Below are 22409 nucleotides of genomic sequence, written 5' to 3'. Positions count from 1 at the left end.
AAGCCCGGCCTACCCTCGGACTACCCCGCGAGATTCCCCGATGATCGAACTTCAAGACGCCACCAAACGGGTTGGCAACGTCATCCATATCAAGCCGACAAACCTGACCCTGCAGACCGGCCATTTCAATGTGCTGCTGGGCGCGACAGGATCGGGCAAGACCTCTCTGATCAAGATGATGGCCGGGCTGGATCCGATTGTATCGGGCAAAGTCCTGATGGACGGGCAGGACGTGACACGGCTGAACACGCAAAAGCGGCAGATCAGCTTAGTGCACCAGTTCTTTGTGAACTACCCGCATATGACCGTATTCAACAACATCGCCTCGCCGTTGCGCGTTGCGGGCATGGCAAAATCCGAGATCGAAGGCCGTGTTGAAGAAGCCGCCGAACTGCTGCAACTGCGCCCGATGCTGCACCGCCGCCCGCATGAGCTGTCGGGCGGGCAGCAGCAACGCACCGCCCTGGCCCGCGCCATTGCCAAGGAAAGCCGCGCGGTGTTTCTGGACGAACCGCTGGCCAACCTCGACTACAAACTGCGCGAAGAACTGCGAGAGCAGTTGCCCGATTTGTTTGCCGGACGTGGCGCGGTGGTGGTCTACGCCACCTCGGAACCCGAAGAGGCGTTGCTGCTGGGCGGCTATACCGCGCTGATGGAAGACGGCCGTGTCTCGCAATTCGGCCCCACCGCCGACATTTACCGCAATCCAGAAAACATCGCGGCAGCCCGCGTCTTCTCGGACCCCCCGATTAACGTGGCGCGCATCTCAGTTTCAGGCGCACAAGCGCAACTTGCCGGGGGCGGTGGCTGGGCTGTCTCCAACATCGCTGACGGAGATTACATAGTCGCCGTGCGCCCGCACCGGGTGACCCCCTTCCGCACTTCGGACGCCGATGTCGAATTGACGGGCCGCGTGATCGTGACCGAGCTGTCGGGGTCTGACTCCAGTGCACATTTCCAGCATGGGGACGACGCTTGGGTGTCACTGGCGGCAGGCGTTCACCCCTACCAAGTTGGCGAAGATCACAGTTTCTACATGAATCCAGCGCATTGCCGGTATTTCAGCCAAGACGGGACAAGGGTGGTCTAATGGCGCAGATCAAACTTTCAAACCTCAAGCACAGCTATATGCCCGCGCCGAAAGGCCCAGAGGACTACGCGCTGAAGGAAATTGATGTGACATGGCGCGATGGCGGAGCTTATGCCCTGCTGGGTCCGTCCGGTTGCGGCAAGTCAACTCTGCTGAACATCATTTCGGGCTTGCTGACCCCGTCCGAGGGTCAGATTCTGTTCGACGGTCAGGATGTCACCGCCCTGCCCCCCGATCAACGTAACATCGCGCAGGTGTTCCAGTTCCCGGTGATCTACGACACGATGACCGTTGGCGAAAATCTGGCCTTTCCGCTGAAAAACCGGGGCGTGGATGCCGCAACGATCAAGCGCCGTGTCGGTGAGATTGCCGAGATGCTGGACGTCACGGATATGCTGAACACGCGCGCCAGCGGTCTCAGCCCTGATAACAAGCAGAAAATCTCAATGGGGCGCGGATTGGTCCGGGATGACGTGAACGCGGTGATGTTTGACGAACCGCTGACCGTGATCGACCCCCATCTGAAATGGAAATTACGGTCCAAGCTGAAAGAGCTGCACCAGCGCGTCAAAGCGACGATGATCTACGTGACCCACGACCAGACCGAGGCGTTGACCTTCGCCGACGAAGTCGTTGTCATGCAAGAAGGCGAAGTGGTTCAGATCGGCACTCCGGTTGAGCTGTTCGAGCGGCCTCAGCACACATTTGTCGGCCACTTCATCGGATCACCCGGTATGAATGTCCTGCCCTGTGAGGCCAAAGGCGACCGTGCGCTGTTTGAAGGCCACGAGGTCATGCTGGAAGGCCCAACCAGCGGCGACGGAGGCCGCACCGATCTGGGTATCCGCCCGGAATATGTGGGCTTTGGCGACACCGGTATTCCAGCACATGTCACCAAGGTCGCGGACATCGGACGTCACTATGTGGTTAGCGCGATGGTCGGCAACACCGCGTTGAAGGCCGTGACCGAACACACCGTGCCCGAACCCGGATCACAGGTCTTCCTGCAATTCAAACCTGAACAATCCCGCGTCTACCGCGACGGCTGGATCGCAACCGAGGAGCGGGCGCAATGAGAACGGAAAACCAAAAGGCATGGTTCTTTGTCCTGCCCGTGCTGGCTCTGGTCGCTTTCAACGCGCTGGTGCCGATGATGACGGTGGTCAACTATTCGGTGCAGGAAACCTTTGGCAACAACCAGTTCTTCTGGGAAGGGCTGGGTTGGTTCGAGCAAATCCTCCGCTCGGACCGGTTCCAAGCGGCCCTCGGTCGGCAGTTCCTCTTTACCTTCCTGATCCTGCTGATCGAGGTGCCGCTGGGCATCATCGTGGCCCTGTCCATGCCCCGCAAAGGCTTCTGGGTGCCGGTCTGCCTGGTGCTGATGGCCCTGCCGATGCTGATCCCGTGGAACGTTGTCGGATCAATGTGGAACATCTTCACCCTGCCGAAAATCGGTCTGATGGGATATTTCCTGAATGACGTTCTGGGCATCAATTATGACATGACGCAACAGCCCCTGTCGGCCTGGATCACTGTCATCGTCATGGATGTCTGGCACTGGACCTCGCTTGTGGTGCTGCTGTGCTATGCGGGCCTCGTTTCGATCCCTGACGCCTATTATCAGGCGGCCAAGATCGACGGTGCCAGCCCCTGGTCGGTGTTCCGCTATATCCAACTGCCCAAGATGAAAACCGTCCTGACCATCGCCGTGCTTCTGCGCTTTATGGACAGTTTTAACATCTATACCGAGCCTTTCGTTCTGACCGGTGGCGGCCCCGGCAACTCGACCACGCTGCTGTCGATCGACCTTGTGAAGATCGCGCTGGGACAGTTCGACCTTGGCCCTGCAGCCGCGATGAGCCTGATCTATTTCGCCATCACGCTGCTGGTCTCATGGCTCTTTTATACTCTGATGACAAAGGATGACGCGCAATGAAGAAGCGGTCCCTTATCCCGATCCTCTATATCGCGTTCCTGATGTTGCCAATCTATTGGCTGGTGGCGATGTCCTTCAAGACCACGAACGAGATCCTTTCGGGCTTTTCCCTGTTTCCCCAGACGTTTACGCTGGACAATTACATCACGATCTTTACGGATCCGACGTGGTACTGGGGGTACATCAACTCGATCACCTATGTGACTCTGAACACAGTGCTTTCGGTCTGCGTTGCCCTGCCTGCGGCCTATGCGTTCTCGCGCTATCGGTTCCTGGGCGACAAGCAGCTGTTCTTCTGGCTGCTGACCAACCGGATGGCTCCGGCGGCAGTATTCGCGCTGCCGTTCTTTCAGCTCTATTCGTCGATCCACCTGTTCGACACCTATCTGGCCGTGGCGCTGGCGCATACGCTGTTCAACGTGCCGCTGGCGGTCTGGATTCTGGAGGGCTTCATGCGCGGCATCCCCAAGGAACTGGACGAGACCGCCTATGTCGATGGCTATTCTTTCCCGCGTTTCTTCGTGACGATCTTTCTACCCAATATCAAAGCAGGCGTCGGCGTGGCGGCCTTCTTCTGCTTCATGTTCTCGTGGGTCGAGATGCTACTGGCGAAAACCCTGACCGCGGTCGAGGCGAAACCCATCGCCGCCGTGATGACCCGCACCGCCTCCAGCGCGGGGTATGAGCTGGGCTTGCTGGCCGCTGCCGGGACGCTAACCATCATCCCAGGCGCCATCGTCATCTGGTTTGTCCGCAACTACATCGCGCGCGGTTTCGCGATGGGCCGTGTGTGAGGTTCGATATGCGTAAACTACTTCTTACCCTCCCCTTCCTGCCTTCAACCGCCCTGGCCCAAGCCAAAGCCGGATGGGGCAATGTCGGGCAGGAGGAGGAAAAAGGGTTTTCCTGGACTGATCCCCTGTGGCCCGATTTCTGGATGGCATGGACCCCCGCGACACTAGCCGTGTTTGTGGGCATCTTTTCGGCTATTGCGCTGATCGGTGTTCTCGAAGTCACCAAGTTCCGCGATGGGATTGAACGGCGGGGCGTACTGGGCCTGACGACCACACTGGGGGATCGGCTGTTTATCACTCTGCTTGGATCAGCTTACATCTTCCTTGCCTGGCTGGGGTTGGTGGGCCAGCCCGTCTGGACACCGCTGTTCCTGTCAATCGGCTGGGGCTTCTTCGTTTTCTGGAAAGTTTAGGCTTTGCGAAACAGCGAAAGGATGCTTGTCTGTCAGGCATACTAAGAAATGCGACACGAAAGACCGATGCGAAAGAAAAAGACAACAAACCTGCTGACCGAAGTCGAACTGGAGTTCATGAACGAGCTTTGGGCGCTGGGTCAGGGCTCGGTCCGTGACGTACTTGATCGCCTGCCACCAGAACGAAATCTCGCGTATACATCCGGCGCAACCATCCTGCGTATTCTCGATGAAAAAGGGTTCGTCGAAAGCCGCAAGGACGGAAAGACGCTGATCTATACACCGCTTCTGGAAAAAGACAGGTATCAGGCGCGGTCGCTGCAGAACCTGTCACGAACTCTGTTCGACGACACACCTGCCACGCTGGTTGCGCGTCTGGTGGACGACGCGGGCCTCAGCGAAGCCGATCTTGAGGAAATTCGGGCACTGGTAGAAAGGAGACTGCAAAATGACAGCAGTTAAACCGGTTCTCGATACCTATCTCGAATTGAACCTCGTCTTGGCGCTGGCTGCTCTTGTTTGGCTGGTGGTCCGAGCGGCACTTGCAAGAACAAGTTTGCAATATGGGTTTGTCACGCAGCTTCGGGCGCTCAAAGCCCTTTGCCTGTGTGTCGTTCTCAGCCCTATTTTGGCTATGGGTATTTTTGCGCTGGCCGCCCAGACATCTGCCCAAGGTGCGGTTGCCATTGGGGATATCGCAGTCGCAGCCTACTTGCGCGGCGAAATCGCAATGCCCGCCACACAGTTTGAATCTCTGTTGAATACGCGTCAACGCTGGGCCGATCTGGTGCTGTCCGGTGAATATCCGCTTGTGTCTGCTGTGCTGGTTCTTTTGGCCATTGTCTCAGCGGGTTACACGCTGCGCATCGCTTATGATGCATGGGCGATCCGAGGCACGATAAACAACAGCTTCCTGTGGCGCAGGTCATCCAAGGTAGATATCCGTCTGTCGGACCGGATCACTGTCCCCTTTGCAGTACGCGGATTGCGCAGGCGTCATGTCGTTTTACCCAGCCATCTTCTTGATACCCCACGCGAATTGCGGTTCGCGTTGGCCCACGAATTACAACACGTTCGCGCCGGTGATGTCGAATGGGAACTGGGTTTCGAGCTGTTGCGCCCGCTTCTATTCTGGAACCCGGCCTATGTGTTTTTGAAATACCAGTTTGACCGGCTTCGCGAGCTTGCCTGCGATCAATCCGTCGTCGCCCGTCGCGGTATCGACGCACGGGACTATACCGCTTGTCTGCTGGACTATTGCGCAAAGAGTATTGCTCTGCGCAGCCCGCGTGTTCTGAACGTCGCACTGGTCACCGGCGGCAAGGCAAAACGCGTACTGCGCCAACGCGTAGTCGCACTGGCCGAAGCACCAACAATCCAGTCGTCGATGCCTTTCCTGTTCCTTGGCCTGACAATCGTGTTTGCAATCGTCCTTGGGCTGGCCGCTGCTTCGGTGCGGCAGACCGAGGATTGGAGCCATGACCGCCTCATGTTATCGACGGTTGTGAACCTCGAACGGCTGGAAGCACGCAATCAGAGCAACTGAGCGACTTACCACCCACGCCGTCCAAACAGCGCCTGCAGCCTGTTTTGCCCTGCAAAGGGATCGACGGGCTGAGGGGCGGATAGCCGCGATACAACTCGGCGGACCAACAGCAAACAGACTGTCGCAAAGAGCACCCCACCCAATGCCTGCCCTAGCAACACTCCGGGCGCGCCCGCGACATAGCCGCCTGCAACAGCAAATGGCCAGGTGCCCAGCGTGTGCCGCCCCCAGTTAACCCAAGTTGAATAGACCGGGTGGCCCAGGTTGTTGAAACTGGCGTTCGAGACGAAAATCACTCCGTTGAAAAAGGACGCAAGCGCCAAAGGGCCGCAGAACAGGTAGATCAAGGCACGTGTCTCTCCCTGTGCCTGAAACAGATCCGCGATTGGAGCGCGCAGAAGGAAAAGCGTGGCTGCCATCAAACAGACATACACGGCGGTGAATTTAATTCCGGACCAGAAGGCTTCTTTAACCCGATCATAGCTCCCGGCCCCGAAGTTCTGCCCGACGATTGGGCCGATTGCCCCTGAAAGCGCAAAGACGACTGAAAACGCGACCGGCATCAAGCGCCCTATGACAGCCATTCCAGCAACGGCATCTGTCCCGAATTGCGCTATTTCGCGGACGACGATTGCGTTGCCAACTGGGGTTGCAATGTTGGTCAACACGGCCGGAACTGCAATCGCACGGACAGAGCGAAAATCTCGGGCCACCTGTCGCAAGGACGGTCGGGCAAACCCCCGGTGTACGCTCACCGCTGGCTTGAGCGCGGCAATCAACATACACACCCGGGCGATCACCGAAGCGATGGCCGCACCGTCCAGCCCCAGCCCTAGCGCAAAGATAAGGATCGGATCCAATACGGCATTTGTCACTCCACCGTAGATCGTCGCCATCATCGAGCGGCGCGCGTCTCCGTGCGCCCGCAAAACCGCCATTCCAGCCATGGCCAGAGCCATGACCCACATCGTCGGCAGAATAATCGAGACATACCGGACAGCCAGGCGCAATACCTCACCTTCAGCGCCCAGCGCTGAAAGAAGAAAATTTACATTAAACAATACGATGACGGACACAATTAAACCAAACAGAACGCCCAGCGTTGCAACGCTGGTGCCAAAGTGTCCTGCACGGTCAGGCTGTCCAGCCCCCAGTTCACGCGCGACCAACGCTCCGGCGGCGATCGAAAGTCCGACGTTGATGGAATTTGTGAAAAACAGCAGAGTTCCCGCATACCCTACAGCTGCGGCCAGTGCGTCGTTGCCGAGCATCGAAATGAACACCATGTCCACGAAGTCGACGGCAAAGATCGCCATCAGCCCGATACTTGTCGTCAGCGACATACGGGTCACGTGCCGCATCAGGCTTCCGGTTAGAAAAACAGCCTTGCCTGACGATCCTGATTGCATTTGATTTCCTGCTCATGCTTGCAAACGCAATCTGCCAGTGCGCGCGACCGATCAGCAACAGCAAAATTCAATGCATTGGCCTGTGCGCTGCATCAGCTGTTTTGGGATTAAGCCGCTAACCCTGTCAAATGGTCAGCGAGACGCAAAGAAAGCTGGACGATCGTAAAGGTCGGGTTCGCATGGCCGCTTGTTGCGAAAACCCCAGACCCCGCCACAAATAGATTAGGGGCACCGTGCACCTTGCAGTTGGCATCGACAACGCCGGTTTCAGATGTAAGCGACATCCGCGCACCGCCCATGTGATGACTGGAATAGTCGAAATCCAGTTCGTCCAACTCTGCGCGATTCCACAATGTTGGCTCAACGCGCATCCGACCCAACCCGTTGCGGATCAAAAACCTTGCCGCCTCTCCGGTTGAGACGCGCAGAGTTTCGATATCTCTGTCCGTTAACTGCAGATTCAACCCCACGAGTTCTAGTCCAAAGCGATCACGTTCATTGGTCAACACCAACCGGCTCGCCATGTTGGGCTCTTGTTCGCCAATCACACTGGAATCGCCCGTCAGGAAGTAGTCCTCATTGAATTCCAGGTTCTGTATGAAACGGTCGTTACCAGCTTCGTCTTCGCTCATGGGGCGTGGCTTCAAAGGCTCAAGGCGAACTGCAGAATTTAGCCACCCATTTCTCAGCATTTGGTCCTCGCTCGGGCTCAGGACAAGTTCCGGGCGCGCACGGCGACGCAGGCGCTCGAACTCCCAGGTCGGAGAATGCGAATATAGGCGTTTGGTGATGAAATACCGGCCGTTGTGAACGGCCGGGTGCTCCATGAAACAGCGCCCTACCATATCGTTCTGGTTGCCAAACCGGTTCTCGTTTCTGGCGTTAAGGCTCAGAAGCATTCGGCAATTTTCTATTCCGCCCATGGCAAAGACAAACTGCGCCGCTTTGGCCTGCCCTTTACCCTCTCCATAGTTGCGGAAATGGGCTTGGGAAATCCTGCCGGTATCGCCATCGACAGTAAAATCGACAACATTGGCGCACAGGACCAGATCGATATTTTCAGCACTCTCAAGATCGCCCAGGTAAAAGCTTCCAAACCGCACAGGATCAATGTTTCGGACTTCGTAGAAAGGCCGGTCTGAACTGAACCTTTGCGCCACGCTGTCGATCGTTCCTGTCGCATCCGCCGGTTTCCGAATTTCTGACCCGAAACTGCCGGTTTGCAAAACGTGCGCGGCCTCGTCTTGATACGGCTCCAGGTCTTCAAAGCGGATGGGCCAGCCACTTAGGGGAACATCTTCGCGCGGCAAGAAATCCGAGCGGTCCAACAAAACGCATTGTCCACCCCAATGCCCCGTCGTACCACCCAGCGCCCGCAGCCGAGGCGCAGACAGCGGATAGTAATCGACCCCAAGATTTTCCCCTTCGTAGAGATCCTGCGATTCTGAGGTTACTTCCTGACCTCCGGCTTCCAGCACAAGAACTCTTTGACCCGCGTTTGCCAGCTTGAACGCCAGCGTGATACCCGCAGGGCCAGCCCCGATAATGCAGCAATCATATATGTCGTCGAGCGCCGGAACCTCGTCGCGGGCATCAAAGATCATGTCGACAGCTCGCTCTCTAGATCGTTCTCGTCCAGCAGCCACCCCTCAGAGAAGACCAACTTTGGGTCTTCAACACCGGGAAGTGGATTGTCCTGCAATCGCATGAACCCGATCCGCACGATCGGTGGAACCACAACCAGGGCCGTAAAAAAACCTAAAACGTGCCGTCTTTTCATAGCCAACCTTTAAAAACCATTGCCAAAGCAAACTTGTACCAATTCACATCCAGGCGGCCCCTCAATCAAGCGGACACAAAGGACGCCTTGCACAAAATTCTACCGAGGACTTCTATCAAATTGCAAATCCAAATAATCACTGGTTGTTTTTCGCGAGTGCTATATCATCCTTAATCAGATTGCGTAATTTTATTGGTTTTGATCGATCGGTCTTAGGGTCAACAAGTTGTCATGCAGAGATTGTCCTTAGAAGAAGCAAGCTCTCGGGAATGGGATGTCGTGATCGCGGGGTCCAGTTTTGCTGCAATGTTTTTTGGCTGCGGTCTCCCTGATGAACTGGACGTTTTGTACGTCGAAAAAGGGGCCGACTACTCACATAACGACCAATTGGAACGTGGGTGGGCTGTGCGAGAGAATTTCACGCAGCGAAACCACTCGGGTGTGCACAAGAACTGGGTCGCGTTCTCGCTGTTTGGTGGAAATTCCAACTATTGGTGGGGAAACGCTCCGCGTCTTCATCCGGACGATTTCAGTCTGAATAGCAAATTTGGCGTCGGTAAAGATTGGCCGTTTCTTTACGAAGATATTGAACCGTTCTGGGAAAAGGCAGAAGATATAATCCAAGTTGCCGGCGGCGAGTGCGAACACATTCTGCCCCGCCGCAAACCCTTTCCCTATCCTGGACATATACCATCGCGCGCCGACGAAGCCTTGCGCGCCTCAAGCCCGCTGTGGGTTCCATTGCCTACAGGCATTTCAAACGGTGGTTCTCGTCCGGTATGCTGCACAAACGGCGTCTGCAGGATTTGCCCTGTGGGCGCCAAGTTCACAGTATTGAACGGCCTTGAGGCGCTCAACGCTGCCGGCTCACATGTCCTGCTGGATACCGAAGTCCGCGCGGTCGACATCGAAGGCGGAAAGGCACGCGCTGTCCGCGTAAGAAGCGCGGATGGTTCAGAAGCACGGCTGCGCGCAAATACTGTTGCCCTTGGAACAAACGGTATATTTAACTCTGCCATCCTGAAACGTTCGGGTGTGCAGAACAGCGCTTTAGGTAAATACCTGCACGAACAGGCCGTCATTGACGTCCATGTTGATACAGCCAATATCAAGTCGTTCTACGGCGGAACCTCTGAAACGGGTCACGGGTATCACTTCTATCATGAAATAGATCGCAGTTCCGCGGCGGCAGTTCTGATTGAAACTGTTAATGCGCCCGTGTCGATCCGACCGGAACCGGGAAAATGGGCGAACCGCATTCACTTCCGTATGGTCGCCGAAGACATCCCTCAGGCGGAAAATCAGGTCATCCTTGAGGATGACGAACCCATCATTGAATGGCATGGCTATACCGACTATGCAAAACTCGGTTTGGACAGGGCAAAGGCCGGGCTGGCGGACATCATACCCGACACGATTGAGAATGTGGCAGTTTCTCCGCTCCTGGGATCAGAGGCCCATATTCAAGGCACCCATCGCATGGGGACATCACCGGACGATTCTGTCGTGGACGAAAAGATGAGATTACATGGCGCTGCAAACGTGTTTGTTTTGGGGGCCGGGTCTTTCCCATCATGCTCACCAGCCAATCCCACTTTGACTATATGTGCATTGTCGCTCCTTGCATCGGAGGCCGTAGCATGAAGCTTTCACGTCGCAAAATTCTAGCTCTGGGTGCGGGGGCCGTCGGCGTTGGGGTCGCATATCGTGCTATCAAAGGTCACGGGATTGCCGCTCATGCGTTGGATGTGATCAGAACGGTTTACGGCCAGGACATGGCGCAACAAAGTGCCGCCAGTGAATTCGCGCAAGCCTACGAAGAGTTTGTCCTTGAGAAAGGTGCGCAAGGCCGGATGTTGGATATGGTATATTGGTCTGGTCTGGATGACGCGCCATACGTGGAAGACTATCTCAGTCGGATCGACAAGAGCGTAATCGACAAGTTCGCGACGTCTACAAATGTAATCAAGGCCGCCGAGGAAGGTGTACCGCTTGAGTTCTTCACGGTTTTCGATCCCTTCCACACGCCATGCATGAACCAACTTGGTGCTTATGCCGTCTCATAGTGGCTGTCTCTGACCGATTGCCGGACACAAGATAGAGCCCCGGTCAAGCCAACCGTAAGGCGCACAGCTATTGGCCTGTTTCCCTAAACCGAAGTGCACTATATTGAAGTGAGAGACAGCATCGTGGCGTGGGGAAAGCCTTTGTTTATTGATAAATACTTAAAAGGTTTGGCAATCACTTGTCTGGCGCTGTCACTGTCAGGTGGTCCCATAAGCGCGGGCATTTCAGTTGATTGGACGGACCTACCCGACCCGACAGTACAGGTGTTTGAGGATCCCTATCGCGATCTTAGCCCTGAACAATTCGACGATGTGCTGTACACCGTGCGGCTGCGCGGCAGGCTGCAACAGGATAGTGGCAGCCCGGAAGAGCGTCAGAAATGGCAAGAACTCCTGAATGAAACCGAAGACACACTAGCGGCTGAGGGCATAGACATTGACTGGCTTCTTGATCAACGTCAGGTCGTGATGGAGCGCCGGGAAAAAGCCGGAACAGCGGGTAACCCTTTATTCGATGGAAAAACGATTACCGTTGCCGGGTTTGCCATCCCTGCGCCCCCGGACGCTGACGGCAGCCAAGTCGCCTACCTGGTTCCCGAGCGGGGCATGTGCAGCCATATGCCCCCTCCCCCTCCGAACCAAATGATCCGGGTGCGACTGCAAGGCGATTGGACCCCGGCCTATGTCCACGAGCCCGTTCGCTTGACTGGACAACTGAAAATTGATCCCACCGATCATCAAATGGTCGTTGTAGACGGCCTTATGCCAATGCGCGCGACCTTTCTATTGGACGCCGAGCGGGTAGAAACTCTGGAAAATCGAGAGGATCGCCTGGAGTGGAGCGAAAGCGTAGCGGACAAAATTCGCGCCGCTGGTCAACGCAAAACCGGTGGGCAACCAGCATCCGACTGAAACACCGGAATCCCACCCTCACATGAGCGGTCTGATATCCTCAACGCAGTTCCGACACGGATTTTTGTAGCGCCACTATCATCTCATCGCGTTTCTGGGAAAGTTCGGCTGGAGTCTTACCCCGTGCTGCAGCGTGAATGCCGTCGGTCAACTGCTGCTTGATGTCATCGGTCAAATGAATTTGCCCCAAATCGTCCCACCAACCGTTGAATGTTCCCGAAAAATGCTCGCAGAACGCTGAAAGGCCGCCCTCGCCTGCGCCAAGGTTGAACAGCATCGTGGGCCCCATCGCGGCCCATCTCAGGCCCGGTCCGGCCCAAACCGCCTTATCGACATCCTCGACCGAGGCCACGCCAGACACAACCAGATGAATCGCCTCGCGCCAGATCGCGGCCTGTAGTCGGTTGGCAACGTGTCCGGGCACCTCTTTCTTGACCCGTATCGTGGTTTTGCCAAGGCTTTCATAAAAGTTCTGGGCCGCTGCGACCACACCGGGGGCTGTCTTGTCGTTGCCCAGCACCTCAACCAGCGGAATCAAATGCGGTGGGTTGAACGGATGCCCCAAAACAAACCGAGAAGGATCAGCCCAGCCGGGCTGCATCTGCCCAAGGGTCAGCCCCGAGGCAGAACTGGCAACAATGGCCTGCGGTTCAAGCGCGGGCTCGATCAAGGCAAAAGTTGCATGCTTGATATTCAGTCGCTCTGGCACGTTCTCCTGAACAAAACCCGCACCTTCGACGGCTTGGGCAGCGGATTGAGGAAACTCGATCGCGTCGGGGTTCCCGTTCTTCACCAGGCCAAGTTCTGTCATCGCAGCCCATGCATTTTCAATATAGGCGCGTACTTTGGCTTCAGTGGATGGATCAGGGTCATACAATGAGACTGATCGACCCGAGGCCAGAAACAGCGCGGCCCAGCTCGCGCCGATCACACCCCCACCAAGGCAGGCCGTATGTTGTATATCCATCAGAACATTCCCGGGTTTAACGGAGAAGCCGCGGTCATGCCGCCATCCACTGTAAACATCTGACCAGTCGCAAAACCCGCTTCGTCGGAAGCAAGCCAAACCGCCATACTTGCGATATCCTCTGGCCTGCCGAACCTTCGGGTTGCGTGCCGCGCCAATGCATCCCGGCGTGCGGCGTCGGGGTCTTTTGCCAGATCGAACCCGGCATCCAACATGCCTGTTTCGATCCAACCGGGACAAATCGCGTTGCAGCGTAGTCGCGGCCCGTGATCGACAGCAATTGACCGCGTCAACCCATGCACAAAAGCCTTGGATGCGTTGTACAGGGCCATCGAAGGGTCCGCGACGAAAGCGGAAATTGAACCTATATTGATGATGGCGCCTCCATCCGACATCTGCGGAATGAACGCTCTGCAAAGGTTAAATACGCCTTTACAGTTTGTGCCGACCACTGCGTCCCAATCGCTGTCCAGACTATCGACCACCGTCTTTTCGACCTGCACGCCAGCGTTGTTGACAAGGATGTTTAACTCCGCGCACGCGCTGGCCAATTTCTCAACGGCAGCCACGTCTGTGACATCCAGTGACACCCAAGCGACATCGTCCGCCAAACCTTCCGGCCTTGGCCCGCGTCCGCATGTCGTTACCACGGCCCCTTCAAACACAAATGCATCAACTATTCCCCGACCGATCCCCTGTCGACCTCCGGTCACGAGCGCTGTTTTCCCTGCCAGCCGCATCAGTACACCACCATCTTCATGGCGGTCGGCACATCTTTGGCGTCAGAGAACGCACTGGCCACGACGATTGGTTGGCTCATAGCTTCATCTGCTGAACCTGCGCGCTCAGCCCTCCGTCCAAAACCCAAAGTTGACCGCTGGCATAGCGTGCCTCGTCCGAGGCCAGCCAGTTGACCAGATTGGCGATATCTTCCGGCGTGCCGTAACTGCGCATGGGGTGCACGTCTCGAACGGCCTGCTGCAACTGGTCAATGGACTGACCGCCCCCGCCGGACCCTTCGCCCGCAAAGAAACTTTGCAGCATGGGCGTATCAACATAACCCGGGCATACGGCGTTGACGCGAATTCCTTCGGGTCCGTGATCGCAGGCCATCGCCTTTGTCAGCGCGTGTACCGCCCCTTTGGTTGCGCAATATGCGGCAAGGCCGGGGTCCGCGATAAACCCGTCATAGCTGCCGAAATTGATGATCGAGGCAGTTGCCCCTTGCGCCGCCTTGCGCAACAGCGGCAGCGCGTGCTTGGCGGCCAGAAAAGTCCCTGTCACATTCACTGCGAACGAGAGGTTCCACTCCTCCAGCGTTGTCTGTTCTATGGTCTTTTCAATCTCGATTCCGGCCGCGTTGACAAGCACATCAAGCTGCCCCGCCTCGCGCCCGACTTGCGCCATCGCCGCAACCACATCGGCCTCTTGCGTGACGTCGAGCTTAACAAAGATGCTGCCATCGTCATCATGGGCAGCAAGCGACCCCTCTGGCGTCAAGTCAGCGGCATAGACCCGCGCACCTTCCCGCAGGAACCGAGCCACGATTGCTCGCCCGATACCGCCGCGCCCGCCTGTGACCAGTGCGGTTTTCCCCTTGAGCATCATTCAGAGTTCTCCTTCAACGGCGGATACCGATACCGCTTGGCGGCCACGGTCCAATCCATGTGATTGCGCACATATTCCTGCGAGGCATCGCGTGGCGGATTGTAATCCCACGTCTCGCCCGCCCCTGCCTCCATCGCCGCATGAAGGGCACGACGAGATTTTTGCGTGGCGATCACATCGGCGCGCAGTCTCTCGCTGTCCCAACGCTCTGCAACCTCGTCCGCGAATTGCTTGGCATGCGACGCATAGGCGGGATTAGCGGCCACGTTGGTCTTTTCGTGCAGATCCAGCGCCAGATCATAAAGCTGCGGCGGGTCCGGGTCGCAATGAATGTACTTCAGCGCCCCTCTGCGGATCATGAAAACCGGGTATGGCGTCATCTCGGCGCAGTATTCGCCAATGGCTTCGTCCACCGCGTCATACTCTCCTCGCGCAAGGGGTAACAGCGACCGGCCGTCCACGGGCTCTCCGAACATGTCCGGCGTTCCACCGGCAATGTCCACGAAGGTTGGCAGCAGGTCCACAAGTGAACAGGCATTGCCAGCCACACCCTGAACAACGCCCGGCCCGGCCATGATCAATGGCACGCGGGCCGAGTGTTCAAAGAAGTTCATTTTGTACCACAGACCACGTTCCCCCAGCATGTCGCCGTGATCCGCAGTCACGACGACCAAAGTATTGTCTAGCTCACCAATATCCCTCAGCGCGCGCACCATTGCCCCGACCTTGCTGTCGAAATAGCTGACATTTGCCAAATACGCGCGACGTGCCCGTTGGATTTCCTCGTGGGTCAGAGGGACATAGCTTGCCTCGATCCCGTCCATCACGCGGCGCGAGAACGGGTCCTGTTCGTCCGGAGTGAGCGTAAACTCCGGCATCGGCACATCGGCGTCGGAATACAGGTTCCACCACTCTGGCATTGCAACATAGGGGTCATGAGGATGAATGAAGCTGGCCACCAGACAAAAGGGCGCATCATCCCCGCCTGCACGCTCTCGCCCGCGGTCGATCAGCCAACGGCGGGCCGCGAACTCGACCTCGTCATCGTAATCCGTCTGGAAGGTTGCGATTGCCTCGCTACTTTCCTTGACCGTCTGCATGTTGTGATACCATTTGTCGATCCGCTCGTCCGGTGCTTCCCAGTCCGGCGTCCAGGCAAAATCGGCGGGGTAGATGTCGGTCGTGACCCGATCCTGAAACCCGTGCTTCTGGTCTGGTCCGACAAAATGCATCTTGCCGGATAAACATGTCCTGTATCCCAGCGACATAAGGTAATGCGCAAAGGTCGGGACCGAGGCGCGAAACTCGCTGGCATTGTCATAGGCCGCAATCCGGCTGATCAATTGCCCGGACATGAAAGCAAAGCGCGACGGAGCGCAAAGCGGCGAGTTGCAGTAGGCCGCATCAAACCGCATTCCACGCTGCGCCAACGCATCGATATGCGGAGTTTTCACCGTTGGGTGCCCGTAGGCACCGCAAAAATGGGGCGCCAACTGATCGGCCATGATCACAACAATGTTGGGCCTGTTCACGGCGCGGCCTTCGCGTAAGCATCCAGCACCAAGCCGTGAAAGTGGTGAACGGCATGTTCCGATTTACCCGAACCGTTGGGGTCGTGAACAATACGGCCCTGCGTGAAGGCCGGCGTGCTCATCCCACGCTGGACACTTTCGACTATGTCGATGTCTTCGCGTTGCAGAACCTCATCCAGATAGCGGATCGCCTCTAGCTCGGCCTCGTCAGGCTCGGGCGTTTCCAAAAAGAAATCATAGGTCTCCAGCGTCCGGTCCGGGCCCACCGGAATGATATTCAGCACGATCATGGACGATCGCCCAGGATACCGCATCAGGCAGGTCGTGGGCCACAGCCACCAAACCGCGTGCGTCCGCACGGTTGCGTTGGACACGTCATAGGCGGTGTTGCTGCTTTTACCGGCTTCGGCCATATGACTGGAATAGATGCCGTAGGTCGTCACCTTGTAGGTGTCCATATCGACAAGATCGCAGAAATCCTTGTGGGCAGTCGGGCAGTGGTAGCATTCCAGAAAGTTGTCGACGACATTCTTCCAGTTCGACTTGATGTCATAGGTCAGCCGGTGCCCAAATGTCAGGTCTTCGATATCCGGTGCCCAGTGGCGTATCTCGGTCTGTAGATCGCCCGAAACTTCGGTCAGAGGACGCGCCTCGTTATCGAGGTTCACAAACACGAAGCCCGCGAATTCCTCGACCTGAACCTGATCCAGACAGATGTCCGACGTGCTGAAACCTGTCAGGTTTTCGGTTTCCGGAGCGCGGACAAGCTGTCCGTCCAGCTTGTAAACCCACGCATGGTACGGGCACATGATCCGAGTGGTCTCGCCCTCGCCAGACAACAGGTGATGCGCACGATGTTTGCACACATTATAGAAAGCACGGAGCGTCCCCTCGCGATCGCGAACGACAGCTATCGGGCGGTTCGCAATCTCAACCGTCACAAAAGACCCCGGCGTCCGCAGCTTTTCGACATGGCACACCCATTGCCACGTCTTGGCGAGGATTTCGTTCAAATCCACCCGGTGCCAAGCCGGATCAACGTAGGCTTCGGCCTTCAATGAGCTGGTGTTGAAAGGGTCAGGGCTGAACCCATCGGAAATTCGGGCGAATTGTTCTTTGGAGGGAAGCTCACTCATCGGCAACTCCACAAACTGGGCCGAACGTGGACCCGGTGACAGAATGGTAGAGTGTATGATCCGCTGAAATCCGACGATCGGCTTAACTTTTCTCGCCGTCAGTTTAACAATTCACGCCATATTGCAAAAGTTAACTTACCCGACTTGAGGCTTGCGATACATGGGCCAGGCACGAAACTCAAACGGCACACGACCTTCGATCCTGTCCTGACTTGGGGACAACCCAAACCGTTCTTTATATGAGCGGCTGAAATGGACGAGGCTCGCAAAACCGGACGCCACGGCGACCTCGGCGATCGGCATATCAGTCTGCGTGACCAACCCCCGCGCCCGATCCAGTCTTATGTCTCGGTAATAAAGAGCCGGTGTCTTCTTAATGTACGTCGCAAACAATCGGTCAAGTTGACGCTGTGAAAGGCCGGCTGCCTTGCTGATCTGAGGAACCGATAACGGTTCTTCCAGATTTGCTTCCATTGTCTGGATCGCCGCTCGCAGCTTTGCCGGAATGGTTGTGCCCAAGGGTTCGTTGACTTCGGGCTGCTGCAAATCCGCCGCCCCCCTCAACCTGTCATGAAAAACATACCTTGCGGCTGCATTCGCTAGGGCGCTGCCGTGGATATTCAGCAGGATTTGCAGTGCGAAATCGACGGTCGCGGTACCTCCGCAACACGTCACGCGATTGCCATCAAGGACGAACAGGTTTTCAACGACCGCCACGTCAGGAAACAGTTCCTGAAAGGCGTCGATATGCTCGTAATGTACCGTCGCTCTCTTACCCTTGAGAAGCCCGGCCTGCGCAAGGATGAACGCACCCGTATCCAACGCGCCCAGAATAGCACCACCGCGCGCCCAGTGTCGCAGAGCATTGCCGATCCTTGCGGTCACGTGTTTCTCAGGCGTCCAACTGGACGAAACGATAACCACGTCGAATTCCCTAGTAACCACCTGATCCAAGGCGAGCGTATTGATGCCCGCTCCGTTGCTGGAAACGCAATAACCGCCTGCTTCTGAAACGAACTCCCACCTGAAATATTGCTTTCCGTCCAAATAGTTCGCTGCACGGAAGGGATCAATGAACCCCATGGTTGCGGCCATATTGAAACTTGGCGCAACCAGAACAAGCAATCGGGTTTCGGACCTCTCGGACTTGGACATTCGACAGCAACCTCTCGACGAGACTCTGGCTGCAACAAGATAGCTTTTGGGTGCCCTGCGCAAGCAAAGCCTCCTGTGACCCTAAGAATATCGGGACGGGCATCCCCTGACCTTAGTGTTGACGACCTTGCCTGTTGTACAAACTTCGATGCTCAAATCAGAACTAGGCTACCTTTCGTTGAATGCACGATCCATGGTCAGTTGGACAGGCTTCAACAGGTAAGCAAGCATCGTCTGCTCGCCGGTTGTCATTTCAGCAACGACTGTCATTCCTGCTTGCAAAGGACGTGCCAAACCGCCTGTGCCCACCTTGGAGTTGTCCAAGACAATTGAAGCCCGAAAGTAGGTTTCACCAGTTTTCTCGTCCGTCAGCGGCACCGGATACACAGATTTCAAACGCCCCTCGGCTTTGCCAAAACGACGTGCATCATAGGTGTCTATGCTGATTGAAACGGGTTGATCGGTTTTGACGTGCCCCACCTCAGAATTCGGGATGCGAGCTTCGACGACAAGTTCGTTTCGGGTCGGTAAAAGTTCAAAAAGCGTTTCGCCTGGCGCTATGACTTCGCCGGGATTGGGATAAACAACCGCCTGAACGATGCCTCGCGTAGGCGCAACAATGCGCGTATCGTCCAACTTTGCGTTCACCATCTCAAGAGAGATATGCAGTTGGCGGCGCTCACGCTCTAACTCGGAGACACGGCTTTGTCGGATGGTGGGGCAGTTGACTTGCAAGGGTGGGATTTGGACCTGCTGGAAATCTCACCCCCACCGGGATTTGAAGGGACAATTAACGCGGAAATAATTGTTTCAGATACGGGATTTAATGGCGCGCAAGTGACGTCTATCAACTCGTTCTCGCTGGAAGTTGGGCAATCCAATGACTTGGCGAAGGGCATGATGCCAGACGAAATGGAACCCTTTTCTCTGGCCCCCAATACAATGCAGGACTCATGCCTTGCTTGGGATATGGATCAAACGAGTCAAAAGGAGGCCGAGGACACGGACGTCATGACAGAGGAGGTTCTCAGCAGCCACGACGCCCAGATTTCCTGTATCGACACGGACAGCTATGAGCGCGCGGACTGGTAGTCACCGCATTCGTTGATCAGAAAACAGACCGCGTCGGCAACCGCCTCCTGAGCGAGCCGTTCATTCGCTAGGGTTCCGGTGATCATTGGCCTTTCAACTAAATTCGCTGGAGCCATTAGCATCCGAACATCACCTACCCACCGTGTCTATCCGATATACCGTTTTCTGACGGGACTATTGTTCAGCTGTTCGACTTTGACGAAAAACACGGCGCGGCGGTATCAATCGGCATCGTCCTGCATCGCAGCCAACTCGCCCAGAGTGACGGGTTTCAAAGGCGGTCTGATCCTGAAATAGCCAGTCTGATCCTGCGAGACCCCGTTTGCCTGAGACAGAAGTTCCGTGACCGTCAAACCGCAAAACCGGCCCTGACACGGCCCCATTCCAGCGCGCCCGAACGCTTTTGCCTGATTTGGCCCAAGGCACCCCAAACGCGCGTAGGACCGAATGTCCGCTGCCGTGATCTCTTCGCACCGGCAGATGATAGTGCTGTCATCGGGCGACAACGCCTGTGCGCTTGGGGGGTATGCTGTTTCCAGAAACGGACGCACTGCAGTCTCAAGATCAAGTGCACGACGCAAGGGCTGAGCCAGCCTGTCCCTTTCCGACGCTGACAATCGTTGCATCTGCTCGGCAAGCCTTAGCGCCGCAAGGCGCCCAGTCAATTCAGCGGCTTTTGCACCGTTAATTCCCGCGCCGTCGCCGGCAATGTAAACTCCTGATACGGCGCTTTCCCCCCAAATATCGATATGGGGTCGAAAACAGCGCTGCTGGGCATCCCAACTATGGGCGATTCCGACTGAGCGCGCGGCCTGCGTGTTAGGAACCACCCCGTGATGCAAGAGCACCATTTCGCAACCGATGTTGACGTGTCGTCCCCTGTGTCGGAAACGCACAGCTTCGGCCCGATCACTGCCCACGATGGAAATGTCTGAAGCGTCTGTATAGCGCGGAACACGTGCCCGGCGCAGCTGGTTCAGCAGGCCGACGCCCTTGACCAGATACCGCCACCCGCGCAACGCACCAAAGCTGTGCCAAAGCGCGTTACGCATTGCGGTTCGGGTCTCTATCAATGCGACAGGCGGCGTTCCCGCGCGGACCATCTGAGCTGCAACCAACAACAACAACGGCCCGTTTCCAACCAAAACCGCATTTTGAACCAACACCCCGGATTGTTTTAGAAGGATTTGCCCCGCTCCTGCCGTCATCACTCCGGGCAAAGTCCATCCGGGCAGTGGCATGGGTCGCTCTAACGCACCGGTTGCCAGCAGAACCCTCGGCGCACGGATTGTGGCGGCGCGGCCAGACTGCGTGTACGAGAGTTCAAAGCCGTCTTCTATGGCCCAGACCGTCGCCGCCCGAATGTGTTCAATACCGGCAACGTGCATCCCGGCGGCAAGAGCTGCGCCACAGGTGTAATCCGGCCCAAGTATGTTGCGGCGAATTTCCGAGGCCCGCTCGACATCGCGGTAAATCTGCCCGCCTGCGCGGGGCTGTTCATCAAGAATGGCAACCCGCAATCCAAATTCGGCTGCCTGCGTTGCGGCGGCCATTCCCGCAGGACCGGCGCCGACGATAGCCAGATCAAATTCGGGCATTAGACCTCACTTGTCCGGGCAAGGTGATCCGAAGGCAATCGGCTACTTCGCTCATGCAGGCTTGGCGCGTGACGCCATCAATTTCCACCAGACACTCATAGCAAGCGCCCATCATGCAAAACGGACCACGCGGAGAGCCAGAGACCGGAGTTCGCCGAAACACATCTATGCCAGCGCACAACAGCGCCGCGGCGAGGTTCATTCCTTCCGGCAAGGTCAGCTCGACCTCATCCACGAAGACGACAGCCTGCGCAGCTTGTTCAGACTCAAGAAAAACGGGCTTCACCAAACACCTCCAGATCAGGGGCAGATACCGTGCCGTCAAACCAGTCGGGCAACAGCCGCGCATGGGCCGCAGCCAATGTGATGCCGCTATGACATGTCGCAAGAAACGCACCGGGCATCTTGGCGCTTTGCTGGTAGATCGGCAATCCATCCGGGGTCAGAACCCGCAACGCGCCCCAGCTTCGGACAAGCTGCGCGCGCGCGAGGATCGGATACGCGGCAATTGCCTCGGCCGCCAGCCCTGACAGGCCATGCCGCGTCACGCGATCATCAAGACCCGTTTGTTCGTTGGTAGCGCCTATCTGTATTCCGCCTTCATCCACCTGCCTTGCGATGATGGACGGGCGATTGATGATCCGAGGCAGCTTTTCCGTGATCAGCACCTGCCCCCTCTCTGGGCGCACTGGCGCGGAGAATCCCATTTTGGGCCCAAGCTGCGCAGCGCCAAGACCCGCGGCCAAAACAACCTTGTCAGCCTCAAAAACCTCTCCGTCCTCGCATGTGATCAGGAAAGAGCCGGGTTTGTCGACGTCAACAACCGTTCGCCCCGTCATGACCTGCCCACCCAACTGGCGTACATCGATCGCCAGCGCCTTCAACAGCTTCAAGGGATTAACATGACCGTCCTGATGATGGAGTATGGCGCCGATGACCTTGGGGCCGATATGCGGTTCTTCCTTGCGCAGCGCATTGTGCCCCATGACCTCGTACGGGTAATCGCCGTCCAGCGCGCTGCGAATATGCTCGTAGTCCCGAACTGTCGCCTCAAGTGTCTGTTCAGAGAAATGGAAGTCGAACCCTCCGCGCTGCTCGAGCCGAAGGTCGAGCCCCGTGGCCTCGCCAAGTTCACTGGCAAAATCTGACCAAAGTGCCGCCGAGCGCTGAGACCAACGTGCGTAACGGGGTTGCTTTAACCCCTTGCCTTGCACGCAAACCAGGCCAAAATTTCCACGGCTCGCGCGGAAAGACCCGTCATCCCCGTCGAGAACCGCAACACTACGCCCACGTTTTAGCAGCCCCCACGCCACCGAGAGGCCCACAACGCCAGCCCCGATAACAGCATAATCGGTTCCCATGGACCTGCCTTATT

At 56.9% G+C, this 22409-nt stretch carries 23 protein-coding genes; 11 read left to right on the top strand and 12 right to left on the bottom strand.

The window, feature by feature from the left end:
• Positions 1-40 precede the first annotated feature (40 nt).
• The 7 genes from ACR0KS_RS03315 to ACR0KS_RS03285 all read left to right on the top strand — a co-directional run bounded on the left by ACR0KS_RS03315 (position 41) and on the right by ACR0KS_RS03285 (position 5779).
• Positions 41-1090, top strand: a complete 1050-nt coding sequence (locus ACR0KS_RS03315; protein WP_170562638.1) for an ABC transporter ATP-binding protein — start codon at positions 41-43, stop codon at positions 1088-1090.
• Positions 1090-2166, top strand: coding sequence for an ABC transporter ATP-binding protein (locus ACR0KS_RS03310; RefSeq protein WP_170549067.1), 1077 nt, complete (start codon positions 1090-1092; stop codon positions 2164-2166). The genes ACR0KS_RS03315 and ACR0KS_RS03310 overlap by 1 nt, the downstream gene beginning before the upstream one ends.
• Positions 2163-3026, top strand: coding sequence for a carbohydrate ABC transporter permease (locus tag ACR0KS_RS03305; RefSeq protein ID WP_170383538.1), 864 nt, complete (start codon positions 2163-2165; stop codon positions 3024-3026). Before ACR0KS_RS03310 ends, ACR0KS_RS03305 begins: the two co-directional genes overlap by 4 nt.
• Positions 3023-3820 carry a carbohydrate ABC transporter permease gene (locus ACR0KS_RS03300; protein ID WP_170410573.1) on the top strand — a complete coding sequence of 266 codons (798 nt, stop codon included), beginning with the start codon at positions 3023-3025 and terminating at the stop codon, positions 3818-3820. Before ACR0KS_RS03305 ends, ACR0KS_RS03300 begins: the two co-directional genes overlap by 4 nt.
• 8 nt (positions 3821-3828) lie before the next feature.
• Entirely contained in the window at positions 3829-4233 is a 405-nt protein-coding gene (locus ACR0KS_RS03295; RefSeq protein WP_170383534.1) for a DUF2160 domain-containing protein, read from the top strand.
• Between the two features lie 66 nt (positions 4234-4299).
• Positions 4300-4695, top strand: coding sequence for a BlaI/MecI/CopY family transcriptional regulator (locus ACR0KS_RS03290; RefSeq protein ID WP_170383532.1), 396 nt, complete (start codon positions 4300-4302; stop codon positions 4693-4695).
• A complete protein-coding gene (locus ACR0KS_RS03285; RefSeq protein WP_170562635.1) occupies positions 4682-5779 on the top strand; it encodes a M56 family metallopeptidase in 1098 nt (365 codons plus the stop codon). The genes ACR0KS_RS03290 and ACR0KS_RS03285 overlap by 14 nt, the downstream gene beginning before the upstream one ends.
• A 5-nt stretch (positions 5780-5784) precedes the next feature.
• Here ACR0KS_RS03285 and ACR0KS_RS03280 read toward each other — a convergent pair whose 3' ends face one another.
• Together ACR0KS_RS03280 and ACR0KS_RS03275 are read right to left on the bottom strand one after the other, a co-directional pair.
• Positions 5785-7188, bottom strand: coding sequence for an MATE family efflux transporter (locus ACR0KS_RS03280; RefSeq protein ID WP_480693115.1), 1404 nt, complete (start codon positions 7186-7188; stop codon positions 5785-5787).
• Positions 7189-7295: 107 nt separating this feature from the next.
• Positions 7296-8792, bottom strand: coding sequence for a GMC family oxidoreductase (locus ACR0KS_RS03275; protein ID WP_170562632.1), 1497 nt, complete (start codon positions 8790-8792; stop codon positions 7296-7298).
• A gap of 407 nt (positions 8793-9199) precedes the next feature.
• Here ACR0KS_RS03275 and ACR0KS_RS03270 point away from each other — a divergent pair, with 407 nt between their 5' ends.
• The 3 genes from ACR0KS_RS03270 (at position 9200) to ACR0KS_RS03260 (ending at position 11946) form a co-directional block, all read left to right on the top strand.
• Positions 9200-10612, top strand: a complete 1413-nt coding sequence (locus tag ACR0KS_RS03270) for a GMC family oxidoreductase (protein WP_170562629.1) — start codon at positions 9200-9202, stop codon at positions 10610-10612.
• Positions 10609-11034: a hypothetical protein gene (locus ACR0KS_RS03265; protein ID WP_170562626.1), complete on the top strand. Its 426-nt coding sequence runs from the start codon at positions 10609-10611 to the stop codon at positions 11032-11034. Before ACR0KS_RS03270 ends, ACR0KS_RS03265 begins: the two co-directional genes overlap by 4 nt.
• Before the next feature lie 141 nt (positions 11035-11175).
• Positions 11176-11946: a DUF3299 domain-containing protein gene (locus tag ACR0KS_RS03260; RefSeq protein WP_480693114.1), complete on the top strand. Its 771-nt coding sequence runs from the start codon at positions 11176-11178 to the stop codon at positions 11944-11946.
• Between the two features lie 40 nt (positions 11947-11986).
• Here the strand turns inward: ACR0KS_RS03260 and ACR0KS_RS03255 are convergent, their stop codons facing one another.
• From ACR0KS_RS03255 to ACR0KS_RS03225, 7 genes are all read right to left on the bottom strand, one after another.
• Positions 11987-12913: a 3-hydroxyacyl-CoA dehydrogenase NAD-binding domain-containing protein gene (locus ACR0KS_RS03255; protein WP_170562623.1), complete on the bottom strand. Its 927-nt coding sequence runs from the start codon at positions 12911-12913 to the stop codon at positions 11987-11989.
• Positions 12913-13653 (bottom strand): SDR family oxidoreductase, encoded by a 741-nt coding sequence (locus ACR0KS_RS03250; protein WP_170562620.1) that lies wholly within the window; start codon positions 13651-13653, stop codon positions 12913-12915. Before ACR0KS_RS03250 ends, ACR0KS_RS03255 begins: the two co-directional genes overlap by 1 nt.
• Positions 13654-13729: 76 nt before the next feature.
• Positions 13730-14521, bottom strand: coding sequence for an SDR family oxidoreductase (locus ACR0KS_RS03245; RefSeq protein WP_170562617.1), 792 nt, complete (start codon positions 14519-14521; stop codon positions 13730-13732).
• A complete protein-coding gene (gene betC, locus ACR0KS_RS03240; protein ID WP_170562614.1) occupies positions 14518-16053 on the bottom strand; it encodes a choline-sulfatase in 1536 nt (511 codons plus the stop codon). The genes ACR0KS_RS03245 and betC overlap by 4 nt, the downstream gene beginning before the upstream one ends.
• Positions 16050-17189 (bottom strand): ring-hydroxylating oxygenase subunit alpha, encoded by a 1140-nt coding sequence (locus ACR0KS_RS03235; RefSeq protein WP_170562611.1) that lies wholly within the window; start codon positions 17187-17189, stop codon positions 16050-16052. The genes betC and ACR0KS_RS03235 overlap by 4 nt, the downstream gene beginning before the upstream one ends.
• A gap of 135 nt (positions 17190-17324) precedes the next feature.
• Positions 17325-18344 carry a GlxA family transcriptional regulator gene (locus tag ACR0KS_RS03230; protein ID WP_170562608.1) on the bottom strand — a complete coding sequence of 340 codons (1020 nt, stop codon included), beginning with the start codon at positions 18342-18344 and terminating at the stop codon, positions 17325-17327.
• Positions 18345-18512: 168 nt separating this feature from the next.
• Entirely contained in the window at positions 18513-19079 is a 567-nt protein-coding gene (locus ACR0KS_RS03225; RefSeq protein ID WP_170562605.1) for a beta-barrel domain-containing protein, read from the bottom strand.
• Between ACR0KS_RS03225 and ACR0KS_RS03220 the strand changes: the two genes are divergently transcribed.
• Positions 19074-19436, top strand: coding sequence for a hypothetical protein (locus ACR0KS_RS03220; RefSeq protein WP_170562602.1), 363 nt, complete (start codon positions 19074-19076; stop codon positions 19434-19436). The genes ACR0KS_RS03225 and ACR0KS_RS03220 overlap by 6 nt on opposite strands.
• A gap of 221 nt (positions 19437-19657) precedes the next feature.
• Here ACR0KS_RS03220 and ACR0KS_RS03215 read toward each other — a convergent pair whose 3' ends face one another.
• Genes ACR0KS_RS03215 through ACR0KS_RS03205 form a run of 3 tightly spaced genes read right to left on the bottom strand, consistent with a single transcriptional unit; the run spans position 19658 to position 22395 of the window.
• The gene (locus tag ACR0KS_RS03215) at positions 19658-21034 is read right to left on the bottom strand and encodes an FAD/NAD(P)-dependent oxidoreductase (RefSeq protein WP_170562599.1); all 1377 of its coding nucleotides are present in this window, start codon (positions 21032-21034) and stop codon (positions 19658-19660) included.
• Positions 21021-21320 (bottom strand): (2Fe-2S)-binding protein, encoded by a 300-nt coding sequence (locus tag ACR0KS_RS03210; RefSeq protein WP_480693112.1) that lies wholly within the window; start codon positions 21318-21320, stop codon positions 21021-21023. The genes ACR0KS_RS03215 and ACR0KS_RS03210 overlap by 14 nt, the downstream gene beginning before the upstream one ends.
• The gene (locus ACR0KS_RS03205; RefSeq protein WP_170562593.1) at positions 21301-22395 is read right to left on the bottom strand and encodes an FAD-dependent oxidoreductase; all 1095 of its coding nucleotides are present in this window, start codon (positions 22393-22395) and stop codon (positions 21301-21303) included. Before ACR0KS_RS03205 ends, ACR0KS_RS03210 begins: the two co-directional genes overlap by 20 nt.
• Between the last annotated feature and the right edge of the window lie 14 nt (positions 22396-22409).

This window comes from Ruegeria sp. BC7 (assembly GCF_056539165.1).
Note: the sequence above shows the minus strand (reverse complement) of the source record. Positions and strands in the feature narration are given on the sequence as shown.

Bases quoted from the DNA above. Each gene is read 5' to 3' on its own strand.
- ACR0KS_RS03235 (WP_170562611.1), bottom strand. From the start codon at position 17,189: ATGAGTGAGCTTCCCTCCAAAGAACAATTCGCCCGAATTTCCGATGGG.
- ACR0KS_RS03290 (WP_170383532.1), top strand. From the start codon at position 4,300: ATGCGAAAGAAAAAGACAACAAACCTGCTGACCGAAGTCGAACTGGAG.
- ACR0KS_RS03215 (WP_170562599.1), bottom strand. From the start codon at position 21,034: ATGCCCGAATTTGATCTGGCTATCGTCGGCGCCGGTCCTGCGGGAATG.
- ACR0KS_RS03285 (WP_170562635.1), top strand. From the start codon at position 4,682: ATGACAGCAGTTAAACCGGTTCTCGATACCTATCTCGAATTGAACCTC.
- ACR0KS_RS03295 (WP_170383534.1), top strand. From the start codon at position 3,829: ATGCGTAAACTACTTCTTACCCTCCCCTTCCTGCCTTCAACCGCCCTG.
- ACR0KS_RS03205 (WP_170562593.1), bottom strand. From the start codon at position 22,395: ATGGGAACCGATTATGCTGTTATCGGGGCTGGCGTTGTGGGCCTCTCG.
- ACR0KS_RS03250 (WP_170562620.1), bottom strand. From the start codon at position 13,653: ATGCGGCTGGCAGGGAAAACAGCGCTCGTGACCGGAGGTCGACAGGGG.
- ACR0KS_RS03265 (WP_170562626.1), top strand. From the start codon at position 10,609: ATGAAGCTTTCACGTCGCAAAATTCTAGCTCTGGGTGCGGGGGCCGTC.
- ACR0KS_RS03245 (WP_170562617.1), bottom strand. From the start codon at position 14,521: ATGATGCTCAAGGGGAAAACCGCACTGGTCACAGGCGGGCGCGGCGGT.
- ACR0KS_RS03270 (WP_170562629.1), top strand. From the start codon at position 9,200: ATGCAGAGATTGTCCTTAGAAGAAGCAAGCTCTCGGGAATGGGATGTC.
- ACR0KS_RS03255 (WP_170562623.1), bottom strand. From the start codon at position 12,913: ATGGATATACAACATACGGCCTGCCTTGGTGGGGGTGTGATCGGCGCG.
- ACR0KS_RS03300 (WP_170410573.1), top strand. From the start codon at position 3,023: ATGAAGAAGCGGTCCCTTATCCCGATCCTCTATATCGCGTTCCTGATG.
- ACR0KS_RS03310 (WP_170549067.1), top strand. From the start codon at position 1,090: ATGGCGCAGATCAAACTTTCAAACCTCAAGCACAGCTATATGCCCGCG.
- ACR0KS_RS03305 (WP_170383538.1), top strand. From the start codon at position 2,163: ATGAGAACGGAAAACCAAAAGGCATGGTTCTTTGTCCTGCCCGTGCTG.
- ACR0KS_RS03280 (WP_480693115.1), bottom strand. From the start codon at position 7,188: ATGCAATCAGGATCGTCAGGCAAGGCTGTTTTTCTAACCGGAAGCCTG.
- ACR0KS_RS03315 (WP_170562638.1), top strand. From the start codon at position 41: ATGATCGAACTTCAAGACGCCACCAAACGGGTTGGCAACGTCATCCAT.
- ACR0KS_RS03275 (WP_170562632.1), bottom strand. From the start codon at position 8,792: ATGATCTTTGATGCCCGCGACGAGGTTCCGGCGCTCGACGACATATAT.
- ACR0KS_RS03230 (WP_170562608.1), bottom strand. From the start codon at position 18,344: ATGTCCAAGTCCGAGAGGTCCGAAACCCGATTGCTTGTTCTGGTTGCG.